Below are 16,693 nucleotides of genomic sequence, written 5' to 3' on the forward strand. Positions count from 1 at the left end.
CGCTCTCCGCAGATAGGCTTTACAGTGTGTTTGTTTTACAAACTGTCACTCTCTGTGACTCACTGCTCCAATACATCGAACATGAAAGGTACGGAATTTTGATATATGATGTTAAAAAATTTTTAATAAATAATTTTTTTAGTCAGATTATATCACCATATAGTTGTAACTTTTTTCACGTAAAATCTACATTATGGTGTTGGAACAGAAATTTAAACCGTGGCAATTACTATCGTATTACTATCTGAAAACTTGAAGAGATTTTGCAATAACAAAAAAAGGGATGCCTGCTAGTGCAAACATCCCCTTTTCTTAAGTCGGGACGACAGGATTTGAACCTGCGACCTCTCGACCCCCAGCCGAGCGCTCTACCGGACTGAGCCACGTCCCGATTTGGTAGGCAAGAAAATTAGGGGTATATCTTTTCAAATACAACGATAAATTATGTCTCTTTGGATAGGCCTTCCAGAAATCGCTTGGCGCCGCGTTTCTTAATCTTCAACTCAAGCCGGCGAGCCTCGCTTCTGATAGGTAATTCACGATACCAACGAAGTGCCCATGGAACGCCATATCTCGTGGAACGGACTCCGGAGCTATTCTGACGTTTAAATCGTTTCTTCAGATCATCACAAGAACCGGTGTAATATCTCCCTGCCGATTCACTGAATAGGATGTAAGTGTAGGCTTTCATCTCTCTATCTCTTGGTCAACTCTATCGGGACGAGTACGCCCGAGGCGTACCGACCCCTCGACCCCAGCCGAATTACTTTTTTCTCTATGATTCGGGTAACTACTAACCTACTTCAAAATAGGCGATAGTTATGCTATAAGTTGTATAACTCTGAGTGTACCAAATTGTGGTTTTACAGAATTAACAAATTAATTTAGGAAATTTTCAATAGCGCTAACTTGCTGCTGTTTCATTTGACGGGCTTTTTTCAAGCTCGATGTGATTTTTTCTAATTCAGTTAATGAATAATCAATTTCCTCTGAAATAGGCACAAACTTAATATGATTTACATCTTTGGTATTGATATATCCAAGCACCTTCTCCTGAAAAATCACACTAAAGAGATCACTTCTGTCTGTGCTTTTTAATGTAACAGTGGCATTCTTTTTGGTATCTACCTCTTTGAATCCATTCGTAGTTATATTGTTTTCCATTTTAGCTGCCTTTAAGATTCGTTATTAATTAAATATTCTCGTGATTTTCAACCTTAAGAATATATACCTAAGGATTACTTCTCCGTTTTTTGGTTCTTTTATTGGTACTAACTCGCCCTCTGCAAAGAACCTTGCTCCAAATAAACGAAGATCATGGTATCTTAAAAATTAGGAATTCATTATAAAAAGGATCATAAATATTTTATAACATAACTATCTGTATGACTATCAATTATTTAATTATATCAGTCGTAAAATCAGGCAGCGAATTTTACACATGAATTAAGTATTTTTAACTCTGTTTTTTGACCATTTAGAGCTCAATAATAGAGATTTCATGAAAACCGCCCGGGTAAGTCCAACCGAAAGTAATCCCAATTTTTTTTTGACAGATCCCTAATAAATCTCACGTCACCACTTATACGCCCACTTCACTTTCGCCTTGAGGGCTATATTATTTTCATGACCGGTTATGCGAAGCTCTGTTTCATGATTATCTACACCTTTACCTGAAATTGTAATTTGTTCACCCAAATATACCGGACCACGGAGCTCATATGTCACGTCTTCAAGTACTTTTCCATCAAACTGGCTTCGGTACGATTCGAGTGCCAACAGTAATAGAAGTGGTCCGTGCACTACTACATTTGGGTACCCCTCAACGTCGCGGGCATACCCCTGATCGTAGTGAATTCTGTGAGAATTGTAGGTCAGAGCTGAAAATCGAAACAGTAGAATTGAATCGGGTTTGGTACTTTTCTCCCAGTCAGGATCAATATCCATCGGTTCTGTACGCGTTGGGTGTGCTCCCCTTTCAGATGGCTGCCTGTAAAGAAAGTGCTGATCCTCCTGAATAGCAATTGACCCTTTAGTACTAATTTGATGCTGAAGCGATAAATAGACTTTTTCATTTTCAACACCTTCCGATTTAAACTGAGTAATTGATGAATGACGTGTAGCAGGCGTACCAATAAACAGATTATTTTTAAACTGAAGCCTGCCACCCAACCATAGCCTGCTCGACTGCTCAATAGGCGGAAACAGATCGTGGTCACGGGGGTATCCCTGAACAGTTAAATCTGACTGCAGATGCAAAGGAGTGAAATATGCCCAGTGAGAACACATTGTGAAGCTCATCACCTTCCGAAATGGTATCAGGACGGCGATTTACCATCGCTTCAAATCTACGCAACTGTTCCGGAGCCATCGTATCGCGCCGGCTTATCGATTTACCAATCCATTTATTTGAATCCATAATAGTTAAACTCCTAATAGATCAGTAAAACATATATTAAGACTCTTCATTTTCCCGTTCAGCAGGTATCAGTAAAACGGGCACATCACTTAGCCGAGTTACCTTGCTGCTAACGCTTCCCAGAAATAACTCCTGAACATATCCCTGGCCCTGACTTCCCATCATAATCATTGTTGCACCTCTCTCTTTTGCAGTATCCACAATCTCTTTCGCAGGGGTACCAAACGTGATAATAAGATCTGTACCTTCTCTCGTTCGGTCCGATAGCTTATTGCGGATACGATCGAGCTGATCGCGATTTTGCTCCGTTAATCGGTCGCGGCTTACCGGGTCTTTAATCGCAATTGCATGATGTCCCTGAACATGAATCATTGAGATTTTTTCAACGATTCCGGCACCCTCCATATCTCTGAGAACTTTGTAGGTACGATATGCGCTGTCTGAAAAATCGGTGGCATACAAAACATGCCTCACCGCTTCGTTACATGGATGTGGGAGAACAAGAGATCGGCCGCCTGCTTTCTCCGAATCCTTTCTTACTTCAAGATTAATCAGGTAAACCGGAATCATTGATCGATGCAGTAACTCTGTGGCTGTACCGCCAGACAACAGCTCAAGAACCTTACTTTGACCCCGGTTGCTGATCACCACAAAATCTGCCTTCACTTCATCTGCGGCAATCAGTATCTCGGTTGGCGGATAGTAGTGGAGGCCGGACCTGATGTGGATGTCAACGTCAAAACCAGACTCTTCCAGCGTTTTTTGATGCTCTTCGAGCTTTTCCTGTTCTTTGCTGGTATCAAGTTCCGCACCCTCTTTTTCAAGGGGTATCGGAATAACAGTTACAAGCGTTATTTTTTCAACGCCCAGATGCTGGAAAGATGAAACACATTCAACAATCACATCGCTCGCTTCGGAGAGATCCAGCGCAACGGCAGCATGTCGAAAGAAGAAATCATATTAAACTCCTGTTATCAGAGATTTTTATTTATGCCACATCACCCACCATACTGATAGATTACTTTTTTTATTACTTCAAACTCTACTTCTTATTATTGTTTCCCTTCTGTCCGGGCTTTTGCTGCTCTTGGCCTTCCTGTGGCTGATCTACAATTTGCAGCTGATTACTCAATGATGTCTGCAGTTCATCCACATCATCATCACTGACAAGCTCGCTTATATCCTCAACACCTGCCTTAATCGCAAGGTTGTACACCATCCGGTTAAAGAGCATTTGGTGTGCTGCTGACGATAGCTGCATGAGCTGTTGCTGTGGCACTTGTCCACCTGCCAGTTTAATCTTGTTCATTATCGGCTCGAGCAGTTTCTCAATTTTTTTGTTTAACTGCTTTTCCAGTTGCCCGGCTTCTTTATTCTCTTTGCTTGTTACTTCCTTTCCGTTTGGATCTACTAACTTCATTGTATTCTATTACGTTGTGTTTATCTGATTCTACTACAATAACTTATAAAATAGGTGATACCATTCCTCAATAAAAATATTACTCCTAAACAATTGGGGGAACGTGAAAATTTGCAATCTGAGAAGCATTCCTTCATTTGCTTTAAGATCTTTACGCCATTCATTATTCATAGAACCAATCCATAATATGCATTTCAAAAACTTTACTATTTCACTCTTCTGTATTGGTTTATTCATAATAGCGCCAGCCGGTTTGTACGGACAGCAGGCCAACTTCAAACTTGCTGAGCAATTTACATCCGAACGTATGCAAAACCTTACCGGTGACACATTTCTTCGCGCCAACTGGATTGAAGATGAAGACCGATTCTGGTATGAATAGGAAACTAACGACGGAACTCGATGGGAATTTGTTGATGCCGGCAGTCAGTCGAGACGACCGCTGTTTAATCGCGAAAACATGGCAGCTCAGCTCTCTGAAGAATTCAATCGCGAATTTAATGCTAAGGATCTCGACCTGGATGGTTTTGATTACGATACCGACCGGGTGAGGATAATCACTACCAGGATGAGATCATGGTATTTGATATGGAAACGCACGAAGGTGTTCGGCTTGATACCGATAAGTGGCCTGACCAGTCGCTTGGAGGCGGGTACTTTAGCGATGGAGGTATCTACACGTCAGATGAATCGGATTACCTGTGGATTTTACGCCGCACTCGTACCTGGGATGAGATTGATGTGGTAAAGGCAAATACCGAAACAGGTGAAACAGACGTGCTCTAGACCGAGAAGAGCGAACCCTATTTTAACGTGATGAACTCCTTTCTTGGCGTCATCAACAATGGTGAAGAGTATATCTACCGGAACAGTTTAGCGTAAAATCAGCCGACGGCGTAACAGATCTGTATGGTGTGATGTGGAAGCCCTCAAATTTTGATCCTGAAATGGCGTACCCGATCATCTCTTACGTGTATCCCGGCCCGCAGGTAGAGCCTTACCCGCGCAGCTTTTCAGTTGGCGGTACAGCAGCAAGAGCCCAGGCATTCTCGCAAGTTGGGTTCGTGATTGTAGCGATGGGAAATCGAGGCGGCAGTCCGCTCAGGGAGAAGTGGTATCAACAGTATGGACATGGTAATCTGCGTGATTACGCCCTGCCCGACAATCGCTACGGAATTGAACAGCTCGCTGCATCCCGTTCGTACATAGACATTAACCGGGTTAGTATTTACGGCCACTCCGGCGGCGATTATTTTGAGCGCATGCTCTGGGACTACTTCGCCGAACACCTGCTCGATTACGAGATTGGAGATGTAGACTACAACATTCCCGATCACGTGGATTAGCGTCTACCAGCCAAACATGGCATGTCTCCATGATCCTCTGAATCCAAAATCCAATCAATAATTAATCAACGGAAATAAGCTTACTGCAAGTACCAGACATGCCATGTTTATTACGACCTACCTCGTCGGACGATTGCCTTTTTCGTCCGACGAGTTACAGAGCCCAGATTTAGATCTCTCATCCTGCGATTGTCTTTTTCGTCTGACGAATTCGGGTAGAAATGAGTTCCGCTCGCGGGTCGGCGACGCCGCGCTACGTTTACTTCGACAAGTAGAGATTCTTGAACTCGTACGGTTTTCTAAATCGCTCGTCGTCGAAGTTTTTCATGAAGTAGATGCTTTCGCCGGTTGATTTCATCTCCGGGCCGAGTTCTTTTTTCACTTCAGGGAATTTATCAAACGGGAATACAGGCTCTTTAATCGCCCAGTGTTCCAGTTTTGATTCCAGGTCGAACTCGCTCAGTTTTGCGCCAAGCATCACTTTCACGCCAATTTTCGCTTCCGGCCGCTGTGTTGCTTTTGCCAAAAACGGAATCGTTCGGGTTGACCGCGGATTCGCTTCAAGCACGTACACCGTTTCATCTTTCACAGCATACTGTACGTTCAGAAAACCGACGATTCCCATCTCTTTTGCAATTTTGTGCTGGTACTCTTCTATTTTTTTGATGACGTCATCACTCAGAGAATACGGCGGAAGCACAGCCGTGGAATCTCCGGAGTGAACGCCCGCAGGTTCGAATATGCTGCATGATGCCGGCAATATGCAGCTGTTCGCCATCAAAGACGGAATCCACATCCACTTCAACGGCTTTATCAAGAAACTTATCGATCAGAAAATCATTTTCCGGATGGGTTTTTAGAATGTTGGCCACATATTGCCCCAACTCATTTTCCCGAACAGCAATTCGCATACCCTGTCCGCCGAGAACATAGCTGGGTCGAATCAGTACCGGGTAACCGATACGCTTTGCAATTTCAAGAGCATCAGCATCATTTCGGGCGGTTCCATATTCGGGAAATGGAATGTTAAGCCGCTTGAGAAATTTTGAGAACTCTCCACGATCTTCGGCAAAATCGATCATCTCAAACTCGGTACCGAAAATCTTAATTCCTTCTTCTACAAACCGTTTGCCGAGCTTGAGCGCCGTTTGTCCGCCCACCTGAAGGATCACGCCTTCCGGCTTTTCATGCTCATAAATATCGAGCACGCGTTCCCAAAATACCGGTTCAAAATAGAGTTTGTCAGCCACATCAAAATCGGTCGAGACCGTTTCGGGATTACAGTTAACCATAATTGCCTCGTACCCCATCTCCTGGGCGGCATGTACGGCGTGAACACAGGAGTAATCGAATTCAATTCCCTGACCGATGCGGTTTGGCCCGCTGCCAAGAATCATCACTTTTTTGCGATCGGTCACTTCACTTTCATTTTCCCTTTCATAGCTGGAATAGTAGTAGGGCGTTTCTGCAGGAAACTCTCCGGCACAAGTATCAACCATTTTAAACACGGGCTTCAGCTCCATCTCGTGCCGTTTTTGCCTCACATCATCTTCTGTTACTTTCTCTCCGCTTTTGCTCAGAAGCCATGCAATCTGCGCGTCCGAAAACCCGGCCTGCTTCACTTCAAACAGTTCCTCTTTGGTGATCTCCGACAATGATTGGCCTTCAACTTTGTTTTCGAGCGACACCATATAGCGGATCTGCTGCAGAAACCACGCGTCAACTTTTGTAATGTCAGCAATCTCTTCGACCGATGCGCCCATCTTAAATGCATTCCGGATCTGGAGGGTGCGGTCCCAGTACGGTTTCAGCAGCCGTTCGCGAACATACTTTCTGTCGGGTTCGATCGTATCCATCAGCTCCAAGTCCCGACCGCCCGATTTCCAGCGACTGCCAAGCTTTATTCAGCGCTTCCGGAAAGGTTCGTCCGATTGACATCACCTCGCCAACTGCTTTCATTTGCGTGGTGAGCTCTTCGTCCACAGCAGAGAACTTATCAAAATTGAAACGTGGTATTTTTACTACCACATAATCTATCGACGGCTCAAAACAGGCGGATGATACCTGTGTGATCGGGTTTGGAAGCTCATCAAGAGTATAACCGACAGCAAGTTTAGTGGCGATCTTAGCAATTGGATACCCCGTCGCTTTCGAGGCCAGGGCGGACGACCGGCTCACCCTTGGGTTAATTTCGATGGCTACCAGGCGGTCGCTTCCCGGCTCCATGGCGAACTGTACGTTGCATCCACCGGCAAAATCACCGATTGAGCGCATCATCTTAATAGCCGCGTCCCGCATATGCTGGTACTGCCTGTCGGTCAGTGTTTGAACGGGAGCAACGGTCACCGAATCACCGGTATGAACACCCATCGGATCAAGGTTTTCGATGGAACAGATGATGACCACGTTGTCATTTTTATCGCGAAGAAGCTCCAGCTCGTACTCTTTCCAGCCAAAAATGCTCTCCTCAATCAGCACCTGGTGAACGGGGCTCATCTCAAGGCCGCGCAGCACTTTTCGTTCAAGCTCATCTTCATTCCAGACAATACCGCCGCCGGATCCACCCATTGTAAATGAGGGCCGTATCACAATCGGCAGGCCGCCCAGTTCTTCTATAATCTCTTTAGCGTCCAGCAGAGATTTGGCTGTACGGCTTTCACACTGATCGATACCAATTTTATCCATCAGGTCTTTAAACTGCTGGCGGTCTTCTGTGATGTCCACGGCATCCATATTTACACCGATAATTTGCACACCGTGTTCTTTCCAGTATCCTTCATGCTGAAGATCACCCGCAAGGTTAAGCGCCGTTTGTCCGCCCATTGTAGGCAGCACGGCGTCGGGTTTCTCTTTCTCCACAATCTCTTTTATAGATTCCGGCGTAAGCGGCTTCAAATAAACGGCATCCGCCATCATCGGGTCAGTCATGATGGTTGCCGGATTTGAGTTGATCAGCACAACTTCGTACCCGTCTTCCATGAGAGATTTGCAAGCCTGGGTTCCAGAGTAATCAAATTCACAAGCCTGACCAATTACAATTGGGCCTGATCCTATAATTAAGATTTTATGAATATCGTCGCGACGTGGCATATGGTATTATTTTTAAATTATTGTTGAGTTTTTGTCAAGGTTCAGGGTGCAGGTTTCAAGGGGCAAGGTTCAGGGTTCAGAAAGTTGAAGTCTAAAATTGTTTTCTATTCTTGCCCGCTTAAATAGATTCCTATGCTTTTCACCCTGTGCCTTGAGACTTGTGCCCTGTACCTTGTTCCTTGTCCCCTACACCTTGTTCCTTGTGTCCTGCACCCTGTTTAACCATATCCATAAATTGATCAAACAGGTACTGGGAATCGTGTGGGCCGGGCGATGCCTCGGGATGATACTGCACCGACATTCCCGGGAAGTTTTTAAACTTCAGCCCTTCAATGGTCTGGTCGTTAAGGTTTATGTGCGTTACCTCAACTTTCGATTCATCGAGATTCTCTTCATCTACAGCAAACCCGTGATTCTGTGTTGAAATCTCTACAAGGCCGGTCTGCTTATTCATCACCGGCTGATTGGCACCCGCGGTGGCCTACAAACATTTTCTTAACCGCAATCCCTTCCGAGAGTGCCATCAGCTGATGTCCGAGACAAATTCCGAACAAAGGCTTCCCAGTTGATTTTGCATATTCAATCATGGGCAGGCCGTAGTCGGCCGACGAATTGGGATCGCCCGGGCCATTGCTGAAAAAATAACCATCGGCTCCCCACGATTTTACTGCCTCAAGGTCAGCTTCGGCTGGAAATACCCGGAGCGTACAACCTCGTTTTACAAAGTTATCGAGGATACTTTTTTTCACGCCATAATCGAATACAGCAAGCTTGAAAGGGCCTTCCGAAGGAATAGTTTGTGCCTCTTTTCGGGTCACTTTTGTAGCAAGTTCAAGACCAACCATCGACGGCCAGTTCTTAGCTTTTTTTACCAGCTCATCTTCATCCAAAATTTCGGAACTGATAACCGCATTCATTACCCCTTCGTCACGAATGTGGTGAACGAGCTTTCGGGTATCGACACCGGAAATTCCAATGACGTTATTTTCTGCAAGATATTCCTGCAAGCTGCCGTCCGCCATTGGGTTGCTGAATTCCTCAGAAAATGAGCGAACAATGAGTCCGGCTATCATCACTGAGCGGGCTTCATCATCGCGGCTCATTGTACCGTAATTACCGATGTGAGGATAGGTCATCATCATCATCTGCCCGTAGTAACTGGGATCAGTAAAAATTTCCTGATAGCCTGTCATACTGGTGTTAAAACAGAGTTCACCACCGGTGGTTCCGATCTTTCCGATAGCTGTTCCATGCGCTATTGTGCCGTCTGAAAGGGCCAATATGCAGGGTTTGTGGTCTTTTGATTTCATGTAGACTGGGTTGGCTTTTATGATGAGGATACGAATTAAAGACCAAAAAAAATCCGACAACGGAACCCGCGTCGGATTTTGAGAGAATATTCAGTTGTAAATCGGTTTTTTGGTCCTGCACCCGTATATCGATTTTGAAGTTTGAGAAAGTTACGGAGTGATGACCTGATATGAAAATTCAATTTTTAAAAATTTTGTCTAAGTCTCATCATTACTTCGCCATATTATTTTAGCTTGAATTATTGACAGCATTTTTCAATTGCGGTTGATAGTTTATAAGAAGTTGTTATTCTAACATCAGAAGGCTTTGCAAAACCGTGCTTTTACGAAACCTTCCATCAACCACGCCGATAGTACATATATATATTTATTTATTCCGACTAACTTTACGCCTTAAACTATGAAGACTACGATTTACACGGCTTTTTCACTTTTATTATCGCTTGTTTTGTATGACGAGCGCCTTCGCTCAAGACGATATCATCGATCGATTACTACTTGCCGGATGATATTTCCTACGACGAATCGATACCAACGCCGGAGGAAGTGATTGGCCACCAAATCGGGCAGTGGCACATTACCCACGACAAACTCGTGTATTATATGCGTGCGCTGGCAGATGCATCCGACCGGGTCAACTACATGGAATATGCCAAAACATATGAAGACCGTCCCCTCGTGATGCTTACTATCACTTCGCCGGATAATCACACCTCGATAGACAGGATCAAAGAGAATCACCACCGCCTGAAAGATCCGGCCCAATCGGAGAATCTGGATGTGAGCACCATGCCCGTCATCATTAACATGGGGTACAGCGTGCACGGTAATGAACCCAGCGGATCGAATGCAGCACCGCTTGTCGCGTATTACCTGGCGGCCGCACAGGGCAGTGAAATTGAGGAGATCCTCGACAATGCCGTTATCCTGATCGATCCAAGCCTGAACCCCGACGGAATGCAGCGTTTTTCAACGTGGGCCAACATGCATAAGAGCATTAAAGCAAGTGTAACGGACCCCGAAGACCGTGAACATAATGAAGTGTGGCCCGGCGGACGAACCAACCACTACTGGTTCGACCTCAACCGCGACTGGATGCCGGTTCAGCATCCATCAAGCCGCGGACGTATTCAAATGTATCATGAGTGGCACCCAAATGTACTGACCGACCATCACGAAATGGGCACCAACTCTACCTACTTTTTCCAACCCGGTGTGCCGGACCGAACGCATCCCAATCACCCCACGGCGTAACCAGGATTTGACGATGGCGATTGCCGAGTACCATGCTGATGCCCTCGATGAGCGCCAGGAGCTTTATTATTCCCGTGAAGGATTTGATGATTATTATTATGGTAAAGGATCCACCTATCCTGATGTGTTTGGAACCATTGGCATTCTGTTTGAGCAAGCCAGCTCCCGCGGCCATGCCCAGGAAAGCGTGCACGGCGTGCTTACATTTCCGGAAACCATTTTAAATCAGGTGACCACCTCTTTTTCCACGCTAGAAGCATCCATCGAACTTCGGGAAGATCTGCTGGATCACATGCGAACATTTTATCGCGAGGCACGAGATGAAGCTGCTAACTCATCTATTAAGGCGTATGTTGTGGGCGATTCGCATGACAAAGCCCGAACCTGGCACCTGGCCGACCTCTTCTCGTTCCACGATATTGATATGTACACACTTGCCGAAGATGCAGAATTTAACAACCAGGAATTTAAAAGTGGTGAAGCCATTGTGATACCTGCCGAACAAACGCAGCATAAATTCATCAAGGCGATGTTTGAACGCAGAACAGAGTTTACCGACAGCCTGTTTTATGATGTATCAACCTGGACGCTTCCCTACGCGTTTAACCTGCCGTTTGCCGAACTGAGCCAGCGCGAGTATAGCAGCTCTTTGATGGGCGACCCGATTGAAGAGCCTCAATTTCCGCAAGGCCAGGTTATTGGCGGGCGCAGCCAATACGCCTACCTGTTTGAATGGGATGAATACTACACACCGCGAACTCTCTACCGGCTGCAAGAGGCGGGCCTTCGCACAAAAGTGGCGTCAAAACCTTTCCGGGCGGTGACCACCGGCGGTGTCCGTGATTTTGATTACGGTACAATAATGGTGTCGCTTGGCATCCAGGATATGAGCGACTTAGAGATTTTCCGCCTCATGCAGCAGGCTGCTTCAGAAGACGGAGTTACTGTTTACAGCATTCAAAGCGGGCTAAACCCATCCGGCATTGATCTTGGCAGCCCTAGCTTTGAAAACCTCGAGATGCCCAGTACGGCAATCATTGGAGGCGAAGGAACGAGCAGTTACGATGTAGGTGAAATTCGCCACCTGTTTGATCAGCGGTTCCACATGCCGATTACCATCATTGAAAAAGATGAGCTTGGCGGTGCAGATCTGAACCGCTATAATACCCTGATTATGGCAAACGGCTACTACAGCGATCTGTCATCCGGGGTTACGGACGAACTGAAACGATGGGTGCGCGGAGGCCGAACCCTCATTTTGAACAAAAATGCCGTAAGCTGGGCAAACGGCGAGGGCCTTGCAAACATCAATTTTGTAGAAGCACCTGAGGACAGTGTAGTACAGCGCCGGTATGCCGACCTGTCTAACACGCGAGGAGCCCAGATGATTGGCGGATCAATTTTCCACGGCACGTTAGACCTCACCCACCCGATCGCCTACGGCTATAACCGTGAGGAAATTACTGTATTCAGAAACTCAACAAGTTTTATGGAATTGGCCGACAATCCCTACGCAACGCCGCTCCGATACACGAACGAACCCCTTGCCAGTGGGTATATCTCCGAAGAAAACTCACGAGCTGATTGACGGAACAGCATCCATTATTGTTGGGAGTTACGGCGGTGGACGCGTAATCAGTTTTGCGGATAATCCCGCATTTCGAGCCTTTTGGTTTGGCACCAACAAGCTGCTGATGAACGCCGTCTTTTTTGGGGATACCATTAGCGGAGCAGCATCGAATTAAAACCGCGCTGTTCAGTATCTAGATTTTGATTACTGTGGGTAGAATCTAAGAAAATGTCATCCCGGCCTTTGAACCGAGATGTACAATTATCAAACATTTTATACAGGTAAATACCCAGATTGAAGGATTTTCGTATCTTTCACACGTATCGGCATGTAACATCAAATCCGAAAAGCCATGGCTGATAAACCTAAACGAAATGATCCCTGTCATTGTGGAAGCGGCAAAAAGTATAAAAATTGCTGCATGGAGAAAGATAAGTCCGGCTTCTCATCAAAACTTGGTATGATTGGTGTTGCCCTGGCTGTTATTTTGGGTATCGTCATCGTCTATTCAGCTCTGTCGGATGGTGGGAATCCACAGAATTGTCCACCCGGTACGTCATGGTCTGAATGCTCATCAGCACTGTCATTAATATGAACTCCCCGCAAATCAACGATCGGCTTTAGCACGTATTGGTCAGATTGACTGAGAAATGATGTTATCCTTTTATGCAAGATTAGTGACTTGAGATAACCAGTTACTTTTTTAAACCCTTCCACCAATCAACAACCTCGCCATAGGTAACACGGGCAGCAAGGCAGCGCCGGCCAGCCAGTAGACAAAGTGTTGCGGGATGAAAATACCAGGCCAGTAGCCGCTGAACATACCCAGCGTAATCAATACAGCCGCCATTGCCACCACGTAACTCCATTTAGTAAGCGTTGCGGTGGCGGGGTAAAAGGCTGTAATCAAACCGGTGGTGCCGAATCCAAGGAGAACAAGGTGGAGGTAGAGAATCCTCAGGCCGTGCTCGCCCGGCCAGATCCCGGTTGGAAACAGCGCACCGGCCTGGAAAAGGATTTTGAGTCCCAAAAGCAAAAGAATCACCATGCCAATGGCCGATGCCGCAAACGAAGATCTCATCAAACCAAACAGGTTAATTGACAACCCAACGACAATTAACAGCAGTCCCGCTTTTGCTGAATAGAGCATCGGCGAAGTTAAGATAGTCGGATTCAGGCTGAAGGGGGAAATCAGCATCGCCCCGAAAAGGACCGGCTTCCAGAACCAGCCTTCTTTAATATTCAATTTCGGTCTATTAACCCCACTCCACAGGATTCCCAACACACCCAACACCACCCACCCTTCTGTGAATACGCCCAGAAAGAAACTGGTGAGCGCTTTAGAAATTAGCGGACTTTCCAGCGGGCTGAACTGGTAGACCGATACGCCCCATGCACCCAGCGAACTAACCACCAGCGCTGCAAGAGCGCCATCAAACAACATCACTGAAAGCGATGCCGACTTCAAACTCTGCCTTGCTTTATAATAGAGAACTCCAAACCAGTACCAGGTGATCATCACCAGTCCGGATAACATAGCTGCGACGGGAAGATCTGCTGAACCGATGGACACCGGCCGATATCCGTAAAGCAGAAAGAAGGGCCACGAGAGAAGCCCGAGACACATCATTGTGTAGATAGACTGTTTGATTCTGTAAAAAGAATCTTTGTCTTCACCACCGATAACTTCCGCGGCCATCCATATCAAAATGGGCGGTGTAATCCAGTTAAAGAACATCAGATGAGAGTGCGCGTGGCGGATATTACCGAGGTGAAGCCATTCAGGCAACGGCATCAAAAATCCAAAGCGGTAGAGAAACCCGGTCAGGCCGGCGATGACAAAACTGAGAAGTGAAAACTTCCAGAGAGTAGAGAATTCGGTGTGTATGATTTGAGGGATCCTGCTCATGCTGGTGATACTATCAGGTTGAGTACTTTGCGCGTTTTTTATACACTGTGCCGGGCTGCCAGAGCTACACCAAACAGCACCATTGCCATTGCCTGGTGGAGTACGCCAAGCCACACAGGAACGTGAAAGATCAGCGTAAACACACCAACTGCGTACTGCAAAAGCACCGTCCCGAAAAGTACAAGCATCCAATTTCTCTCATTTTTTGATGTATCAAGCCAAAAGATTCGTCCCCACATGGCAATCACCATCACTCCCAAAATAGTTCCCAGCAGGCGGTGTGTCCACTGAACCGCCGTCATGTTTTGGAAAAAGTTCAGAATGACGGGATCCACCAATAACATCTCAGGCGGAAACCAAAACTGGTACATTTTCGGAAACGAATTGTAGATATGCCCCGCATGAAGCCCGGCTGTGAAAGCGCCCCAAACCACCTGCATTAAAAGGATTACAATAAAGATATTGAGCCAGGTTTTCAGTTCAGAGCCACCGGATGATACACTCTGCGTTTCCTTGTTCAAATCCAGGGCAAACCAGACGCAACATCCAAATATGATAAATGCCAGCAAGAGATGGGCCGCCAGCCGGTAGTGGCTCACCTCGGGAACGTCAATCAGCCCGCTTTGAACCATAAACCAGCCCATGAGACCTTGTCCCAGCCCGAGGGTCAGCAGCAGTACGGATCGCAGAAACTGCTCCCGGTTAAACTTGCGGCGGACCAGAAACCACGCAAACGGAATCAGAAATACAAGCCCCAGCAGTCTGCCCAGCATGCGGTGCAAGTACTCCCAAAAGAAGATGACCTGAAACTCTGCCAGGCTCATACCGCTGTTTATCTCCTGGTATTCGGGAAATTGCTTGTACTGTTCAAACGCATCCTCCCATTGCGTTTCCGACATTGGCGGAATAGATCCCATAATCGGTTTCCAGTCGGTCATGGAAAGCCCGGAACCGGTGAGCCTTGTAATACCACCTATTATAAGGATTAAAAATACGAGAGCGGCGCCACTCAGGTACCAGATTTTGATCTGCTTTCTGTCTTTTCCAGTCATTTTTGTGAATCTTATTTTCTGCACTTACTCCATCAAACCAGGAGATAACCACAATAAGCGCTTATATTCTTATTGGTTCTGCGATTAGCAATGCCATTTGTGTTATTTCCTGTTTTTGTAGCTTACTACGCGACGCCACATCAATCCGCCGAAAAGCAGAACCGCTAAAGCTAAGCACCCTCTGCCCGCAAGTGCAAAAACAAATCCTAAAGTAAGTGTTGCGGATGAGAACAGCAGTAGCAAAAGGCCAATATTATAGAGTACACTCATGGTTGTAGCCACGCCCGGCGATCCACGTCCGGGTCCGGTTAAATGTCTTGGAAACATCCAATAGGCCGTTCCCATCACAAACTGCACCAGCCAGCCCCAGATGGCCAGTTCATAGTGCAGTGGCAGTGCTCCCCAGACAGCCGGGTGCAGGGGGAATGCTTTATGAATTAAAATCAGCCCGCCTAATATTACAGCAACAAGCAGGCTGAGAAGAGACAGCCGAATCATCCAAATCGATTGCATCGGCATCAGTTTTTCTCCCTTTTACGTGTTTTCTTTGGCTGAACTCTCGGCCATATTTCACCGATATACAGCACAATTGCCGCAACCTGGAGTATTGCCGAAACCACCACTGTAGTCGACAGAAGGCTGGATTCGGTAAAAACCGGTAGAAACGGCTCAGATAAAAAACGCATGATCAATCCGCCGTTCAGCAAATAAAACGCGCCCACCGCCAGCCACGACTGCTCTTTTTTTCGATCCCGCCTTTTCCGCGGAAACATCCAGATGGAAACGCCCATAATAATTTGGGTGATCCAGCCAATCACAATCATATGCCAGTAGACCGGCAGCAGAAGTTCAGATCCCTGAACTCCCGGCGATTCCGCAACAAGTGCCAAAACCACTCCTAACGTAAACCAGATCATCCCGGCTTTAATAAACCATCGAGTAATATTTGGCATTGTAATCCGCTATCGGTTATCGGATGCTGGTTATTTGTTAGCGAGTTGTAGAGTATTGTATTCTGGAAACGCAAAATCGGATTTGGTTTAAATAATTTGATGATGGACTAATTCTCACCTAAAAAGGGGAGATTGAGAGGGTGTTCACCAAATCTTATATGTACTGAGTTAACATCCCCCTGAATCGAGGCTGTCCAAAAAGTGAAAGTCCACGTAAACAAGCTTAAATAATTTAGACGTTAAATCCCTCTCTATTTGATAGAGAGGGAAATAGGGTGAGTCTGGAGGAAAAACCTAAATTATTTAAGCGGATTCAGGCAGAGTAATCCTTTTTGGACAGCCTCACTTTTATCTTTTTTATAACTGTCCT

The 16,693-nt window shown here is 46.1% G+C and carries 17 protein-coding genes, 1 tRNA gene and 4 pseudogenes; 7 read left to right on the forward strand and 15 right to left on the reverse strand.

The window, feature by feature from the left end; all coding sequences use genetic code 11:
- Positions 1 to 317: 317 nt before the first annotated feature.
- From U5K35_RS12410 to U5K35_RS12445, 8 genes and pseudogenes are all read right to left on the reverse strand, one after another.
- A tRNA-Pro gene (locus U5K35_RS12410) sits at positions 318 to 391 on the reverse strand.
- Between the two features lie 51 nt (positions 392 to 442).
- Complete coding sequence (locus tag U5K35_RS12415; RefSeq protein WP_322571811.1) at positions 443 to 691, reverse strand: GIY-YIG nuclease family protein; 249 nt, start codon at positions 689 to 691, stop codon at positions 443 to 445.
- Positions 692 to 879: 188 nt separating this feature from the next.
- On the reverse strand, positions 880 to 1,164 hold the full coding sequence (locus U5K35_RS12420; RefSeq protein WP_322571812.1) for a hypothetical protein: 285 nt from the start codon (positions 1,162 to 1,164) through the stop codon (positions 880 to 882).
- Between the two features lie 411 nt (positions 1,165 to 1,575).
- The gene (locus U5K35_RS12425) at positions 1,576 to 2,259 is read right to left on the reverse strand and encodes a hypothetical protein (protein WP_322571813.1); all 684 of its coding nucleotides are present in this window, start codon (positions 2,257 to 2,259) and stop codon (positions 1,576 to 1,578) included.
- Positions 2,216 to 2,419 (reverse strand): hypothetical protein, encoded by a 204-nt coding sequence (locus tag U5K35_RS12430; RefSeq protein WP_322571814.1) that lies wholly within the window; start codon positions 2,417 to 2,419, stop codon positions 2,216 to 2,218. The genes U5K35_RS12425 and U5K35_RS12430 overlap by 44 nt, the downstream gene beginning before the upstream one ends.
- 36 nt (positions 2,420 to 2,455) lie before the next feature.
- On the reverse strand, positions 2,456 to 2,989 hold the full coding sequence (locus U5K35_RS12435) for a universal stress protein (protein ID WP_322572673.1): 534 nt from the start codon (positions 2,987 to 2,989) through the stop codon (positions 2,456 to 2,458).
- Positions 2,981 to 3,355: pseudogene (locus tag U5K35_RS12440) on the reverse strand (universal stress protein); the annotation flags it as partial. The pseudogene U5K35_RS12440 and the gene U5K35_RS12435, both read right to left, overlap by 9 nt.
- A 106-nt stretch (positions 3,356 to 3,461) precedes the next feature.
- A complete protein-coding gene (locus tag U5K35_RS12445; RefSeq protein WP_322571815.1) occupies positions 3,462 to 3,839 on the reverse strand; it encodes a hypothetical protein in 378 nt (125 codons plus the stop codon).
- Between the two features lie 187 nt (positions 3,840 to 4,026).
- Between U5K35_RS12445 and U5K35_RS12450 the strand changes: the two genes are divergently transcribed.
- The 3 genes and pseudogenes from U5K35_RS12450 to U5K35_RS12460 all read left to right on the forward strand — a co-directional run.
- Positions 4,027 to 4,221: a hypothetical protein gene (locus U5K35_RS12450; RefSeq protein ID WP_322571816.1), complete on the forward strand. Its 195-nt coding sequence runs from the start codon at positions 4,027 to 4,029 to the stop codon at positions 4,219 to 4,221.
- 206 nt (positions 4,222 to 4,427) lie between these two features.
- Positions 4,428 to 4,625: a hypothetical protein gene (locus U5K35_RS12455; protein WP_322571817.1), complete on the forward strand. Its 198-nt coding sequence runs from the start codon at positions 4,428 to 4,430 to the stop codon at positions 4,623 to 4,625.
- A 77-nt stretch (positions 4,626 to 4,702) separates the two neighbouring features.
- Positions 4,703 to 5,086 (forward strand): annotated as a pseudogene (locus U5K35_RS12460) (alpha/beta hydrolase family protein); the annotation flags it as partial.
- A 358-nt stretch (positions 5,087 to 5,444) separates the two neighbouring features.
- Here U5K35_RS12460 and carB read toward each other — a convergent pair.
- From carB to U5K35_RS12485, 3 genes and pseudogenes are all read right to left on the reverse strand, one after another.
- Positions 5,445 to 8,275, reverse strand: a pseudogene (gene carB / locus U5K35_RS19750) (carbamoyl-phosphate synthase large subunit).
- A 139-nt stretch (positions 8,276 to 8,414) separates the two neighbouring features.
- Complete coding sequence (locus U5K35_RS12480) at positions 8,415 to 8,729, reverse strand: glutamine amidotransferase-related protein (RefSeq protein WP_322571822.1); 315 nt, start codon at positions 8,727 to 8,729, stop codon at positions 8,415 to 8,417.
- Positions 8,722 to 9,585 (reverse strand): carbamoyl phosphate synthase small subunit, encoded by an 864-nt coding sequence (locus U5K35_RS12485; RefSeq protein ID WP_322571823.1) that lies wholly within the window; start codon positions 9,583 to 9,585, stop codon positions 8,722 to 8,724. Before U5K35_RS12485 ends, U5K35_RS12480 begins: the two co-directional genes overlap by 8 nt.
- A 498-nt stretch (positions 9,586 to 10,083) precedes the next feature.
- On the opposite strand from U5K35_RS12485, the gene U5K35_RS12490 reads away from it, so the two are divergent.
- The 4 genes and pseudogenes from U5K35_RS12490 to U5K35_RS19755 all read left to right on the forward strand — a co-directional run.
- Positions 10,084 to 10,839 (forward strand): M14 family zinc carboxypeptidase, encoded by a 756-nt coding sequence (locus U5K35_RS12490; RefSeq protein ID WP_322571824.1) that lies wholly within the window; start codon positions 10,084 to 10,086, stop codon positions 10,837 to 10,839.
- Between the two features lie 13 nt (positions 10,840 to 10,852).
- Entirely contained in the window at positions 10,853 to 12,427 is a 1,575-nt protein-coding gene (locus U5K35_RS12495; protein WP_322571825.1) for a hypothetical protein, read from the forward strand.
- A complete protein-coding gene (locus U5K35_RS12500; RefSeq protein ID WP_322571826.1) occupies positions 12,390 to 12,584 on the forward strand; it encodes a hypothetical protein in 195 nt (64 codons plus the stop codon). The genes U5K35_RS12495 and U5K35_RS12500 overlap by 38 nt, the downstream gene beginning before the upstream one ends.
- Before the next feature lie 186 nt (positions 12,585 to 12,770).
- Positions 12,771 to 12,860 (forward strand): annotated as a pseudogene (locus tag U5K35_RS19755) (SEC-C metal-binding domain-containing protein); the annotation flags it as partial.
- Between the two features lie 252 nt (positions 12,861 to 13,112).
- On the opposite strand, the gene U5K35_RS12510 reads toward U5K35_RS19755, so the two are convergent.
- The 4 genes from U5K35_RS12510 to U5K35_RS12525 all read right to left on the reverse strand — a co-directional run bounded on the left by U5K35_RS12510 (position 13,113) and on the right by U5K35_RS12525 (position 16,323).
- A complete protein-coding gene (locus U5K35_RS12510) occupies positions 13,113 to 14,318 on the reverse strand; it encodes a hypothetical protein (RefSeq protein WP_322571828.1) in 1,206 nt (401 codons plus the stop codon).
- Positions 14,319 to 14,356: 38 nt separating this feature from the next.
- Positions 14,357 to 15,370, reverse strand: coding sequence for a COX15/CtaA family protein (locus tag U5K35_RS12515; RefSeq protein ID WP_322571829.1), 1,014 nt, complete (start codon positions 15,368 to 15,370; stop codon positions 14,357 to 14,359).
- Between the two features lie 102 nt (positions 15,371 to 15,472).
- Positions 15,473 to 15,883 carry a hypothetical protein gene (locus tag U5K35_RS12520; protein ID WP_322571830.1) on the reverse strand — a complete coding sequence of 137 codons (411 nt, stop codon included), beginning with the start codon at positions 15,881 to 15,883 and terminating at the stop codon, positions 15,473 to 15,475.
- A 5-nt stretch (positions 15,884 to 15,888) separates the two neighbouring features.
- Positions 15,889 to 16,323, reverse strand: coding sequence for a hypothetical protein (locus U5K35_RS12525; RefSeq protein WP_322571831.1), 435 nt, complete (start codon positions 16,321 to 16,323; stop codon positions 15,889 to 15,891).
- Positions 16,324 to 16,693: the final 370 nt, after the last annotated feature.

The organism is Rhodohalobacter sp., assembly GCF_034521535.1.
Lineage (GTDB): Bacteria > Bacteroidota > Rhodothermia > Balneolales > Balneolaceae > Rhodohalobacter.

Coding starts and splice junctions, on each gene's coding strand:
- U5K35_RS12485 (WP_322571823.1), bottom strand. CDS start 9,585: ATGAAATCAAAAGACCACAAACCCTGCATATTGGCCCTTTCAGACGGC.
- U5K35_RS12455 (WP_322571817.1), top strand. CDS start 4,428: ATGGAAACGCACGAAGGTGTTCGGCTTGATACCGATAAGTGGCCTGAC.
- U5K35_RS12525 (WP_322571831.1), bottom strand. CDS start 16,323: ATGCCAAATATTACTCGATGGTTTATTAAAGCCGGGATGATCTGGTTT.
- U5K35_RS12480 (WP_322571822.1), bottom strand. CDS start 8,729: ATGAATAAGCAGACCGGCCTTGTAGAGATTTCAACACAGAATCACGGG.
- U5K35_RS12510 (WP_322571828.1), bottom strand. CDS start 14,318: ATGAGCAGGATCCCTCAAATCATACACACCGAATTCTCTACTCTCTGG.
- U5K35_RS12495 (WP_322571825.1), top strand. CDS start 10,853: ATGGCGATTGCCGAGTACCATGCTGATGCCCTCGATGAGCGCCAGGAG.
- U5K35_RS12445 (WP_322571815.1), bottom strand. CDS start 3,839: ATGAAGTTAGTAGATCCAAACGGAAAGGAAGTAACAAGCAAAGAGAAT.
- U5K35_RS12430 (WP_322571814.1), bottom strand. CDS start 2,419: ATGGATTCAAATAAATGGATTGGTAAATCGATAAGCCGGCGCGATACG.
- U5K35_RS12515 (WP_322571829.1), bottom strand. CDS start 15,370: ATGACTGGAAAAGACAGAAAGCAGATCAAAATCTGGTACCTGAGTGGC.
- U5K35_RS12450 (WP_322571816.1), top strand. CDS start 4,027: ATGCATTTCAAAAACTTTACTATTTCACTCTTCTGTATTGGTTTATTC.
- U5K35_RS12415 (WP_322571811.1), bottom strand. CDS start 691: ATGAAAGCCTACACTTACATCCTATTCAGTGAATCGGCAGGGAGATAT.
- U5K35_RS12520 (WP_322571830.1), bottom strand. CDS start 15,883: ATGCAATCGATTTGGATGATTCGGCTGTCTCTTCTCAGCCTGCTTGTT.
- U5K35_RS12420 (WP_322571812.1), bottom strand. CDS start 1,164: ATGGAAAACAATATAACTACGAATGGATTCAAAGAGGTAGATACCAAA.
- U5K35_RS12435 (WP_322572673.1), bottom strand. CDS start 2,989: ATGATTCCGGTTTACCTGATTAATCTTGAAGTAAGAAAGGATTCGGAG.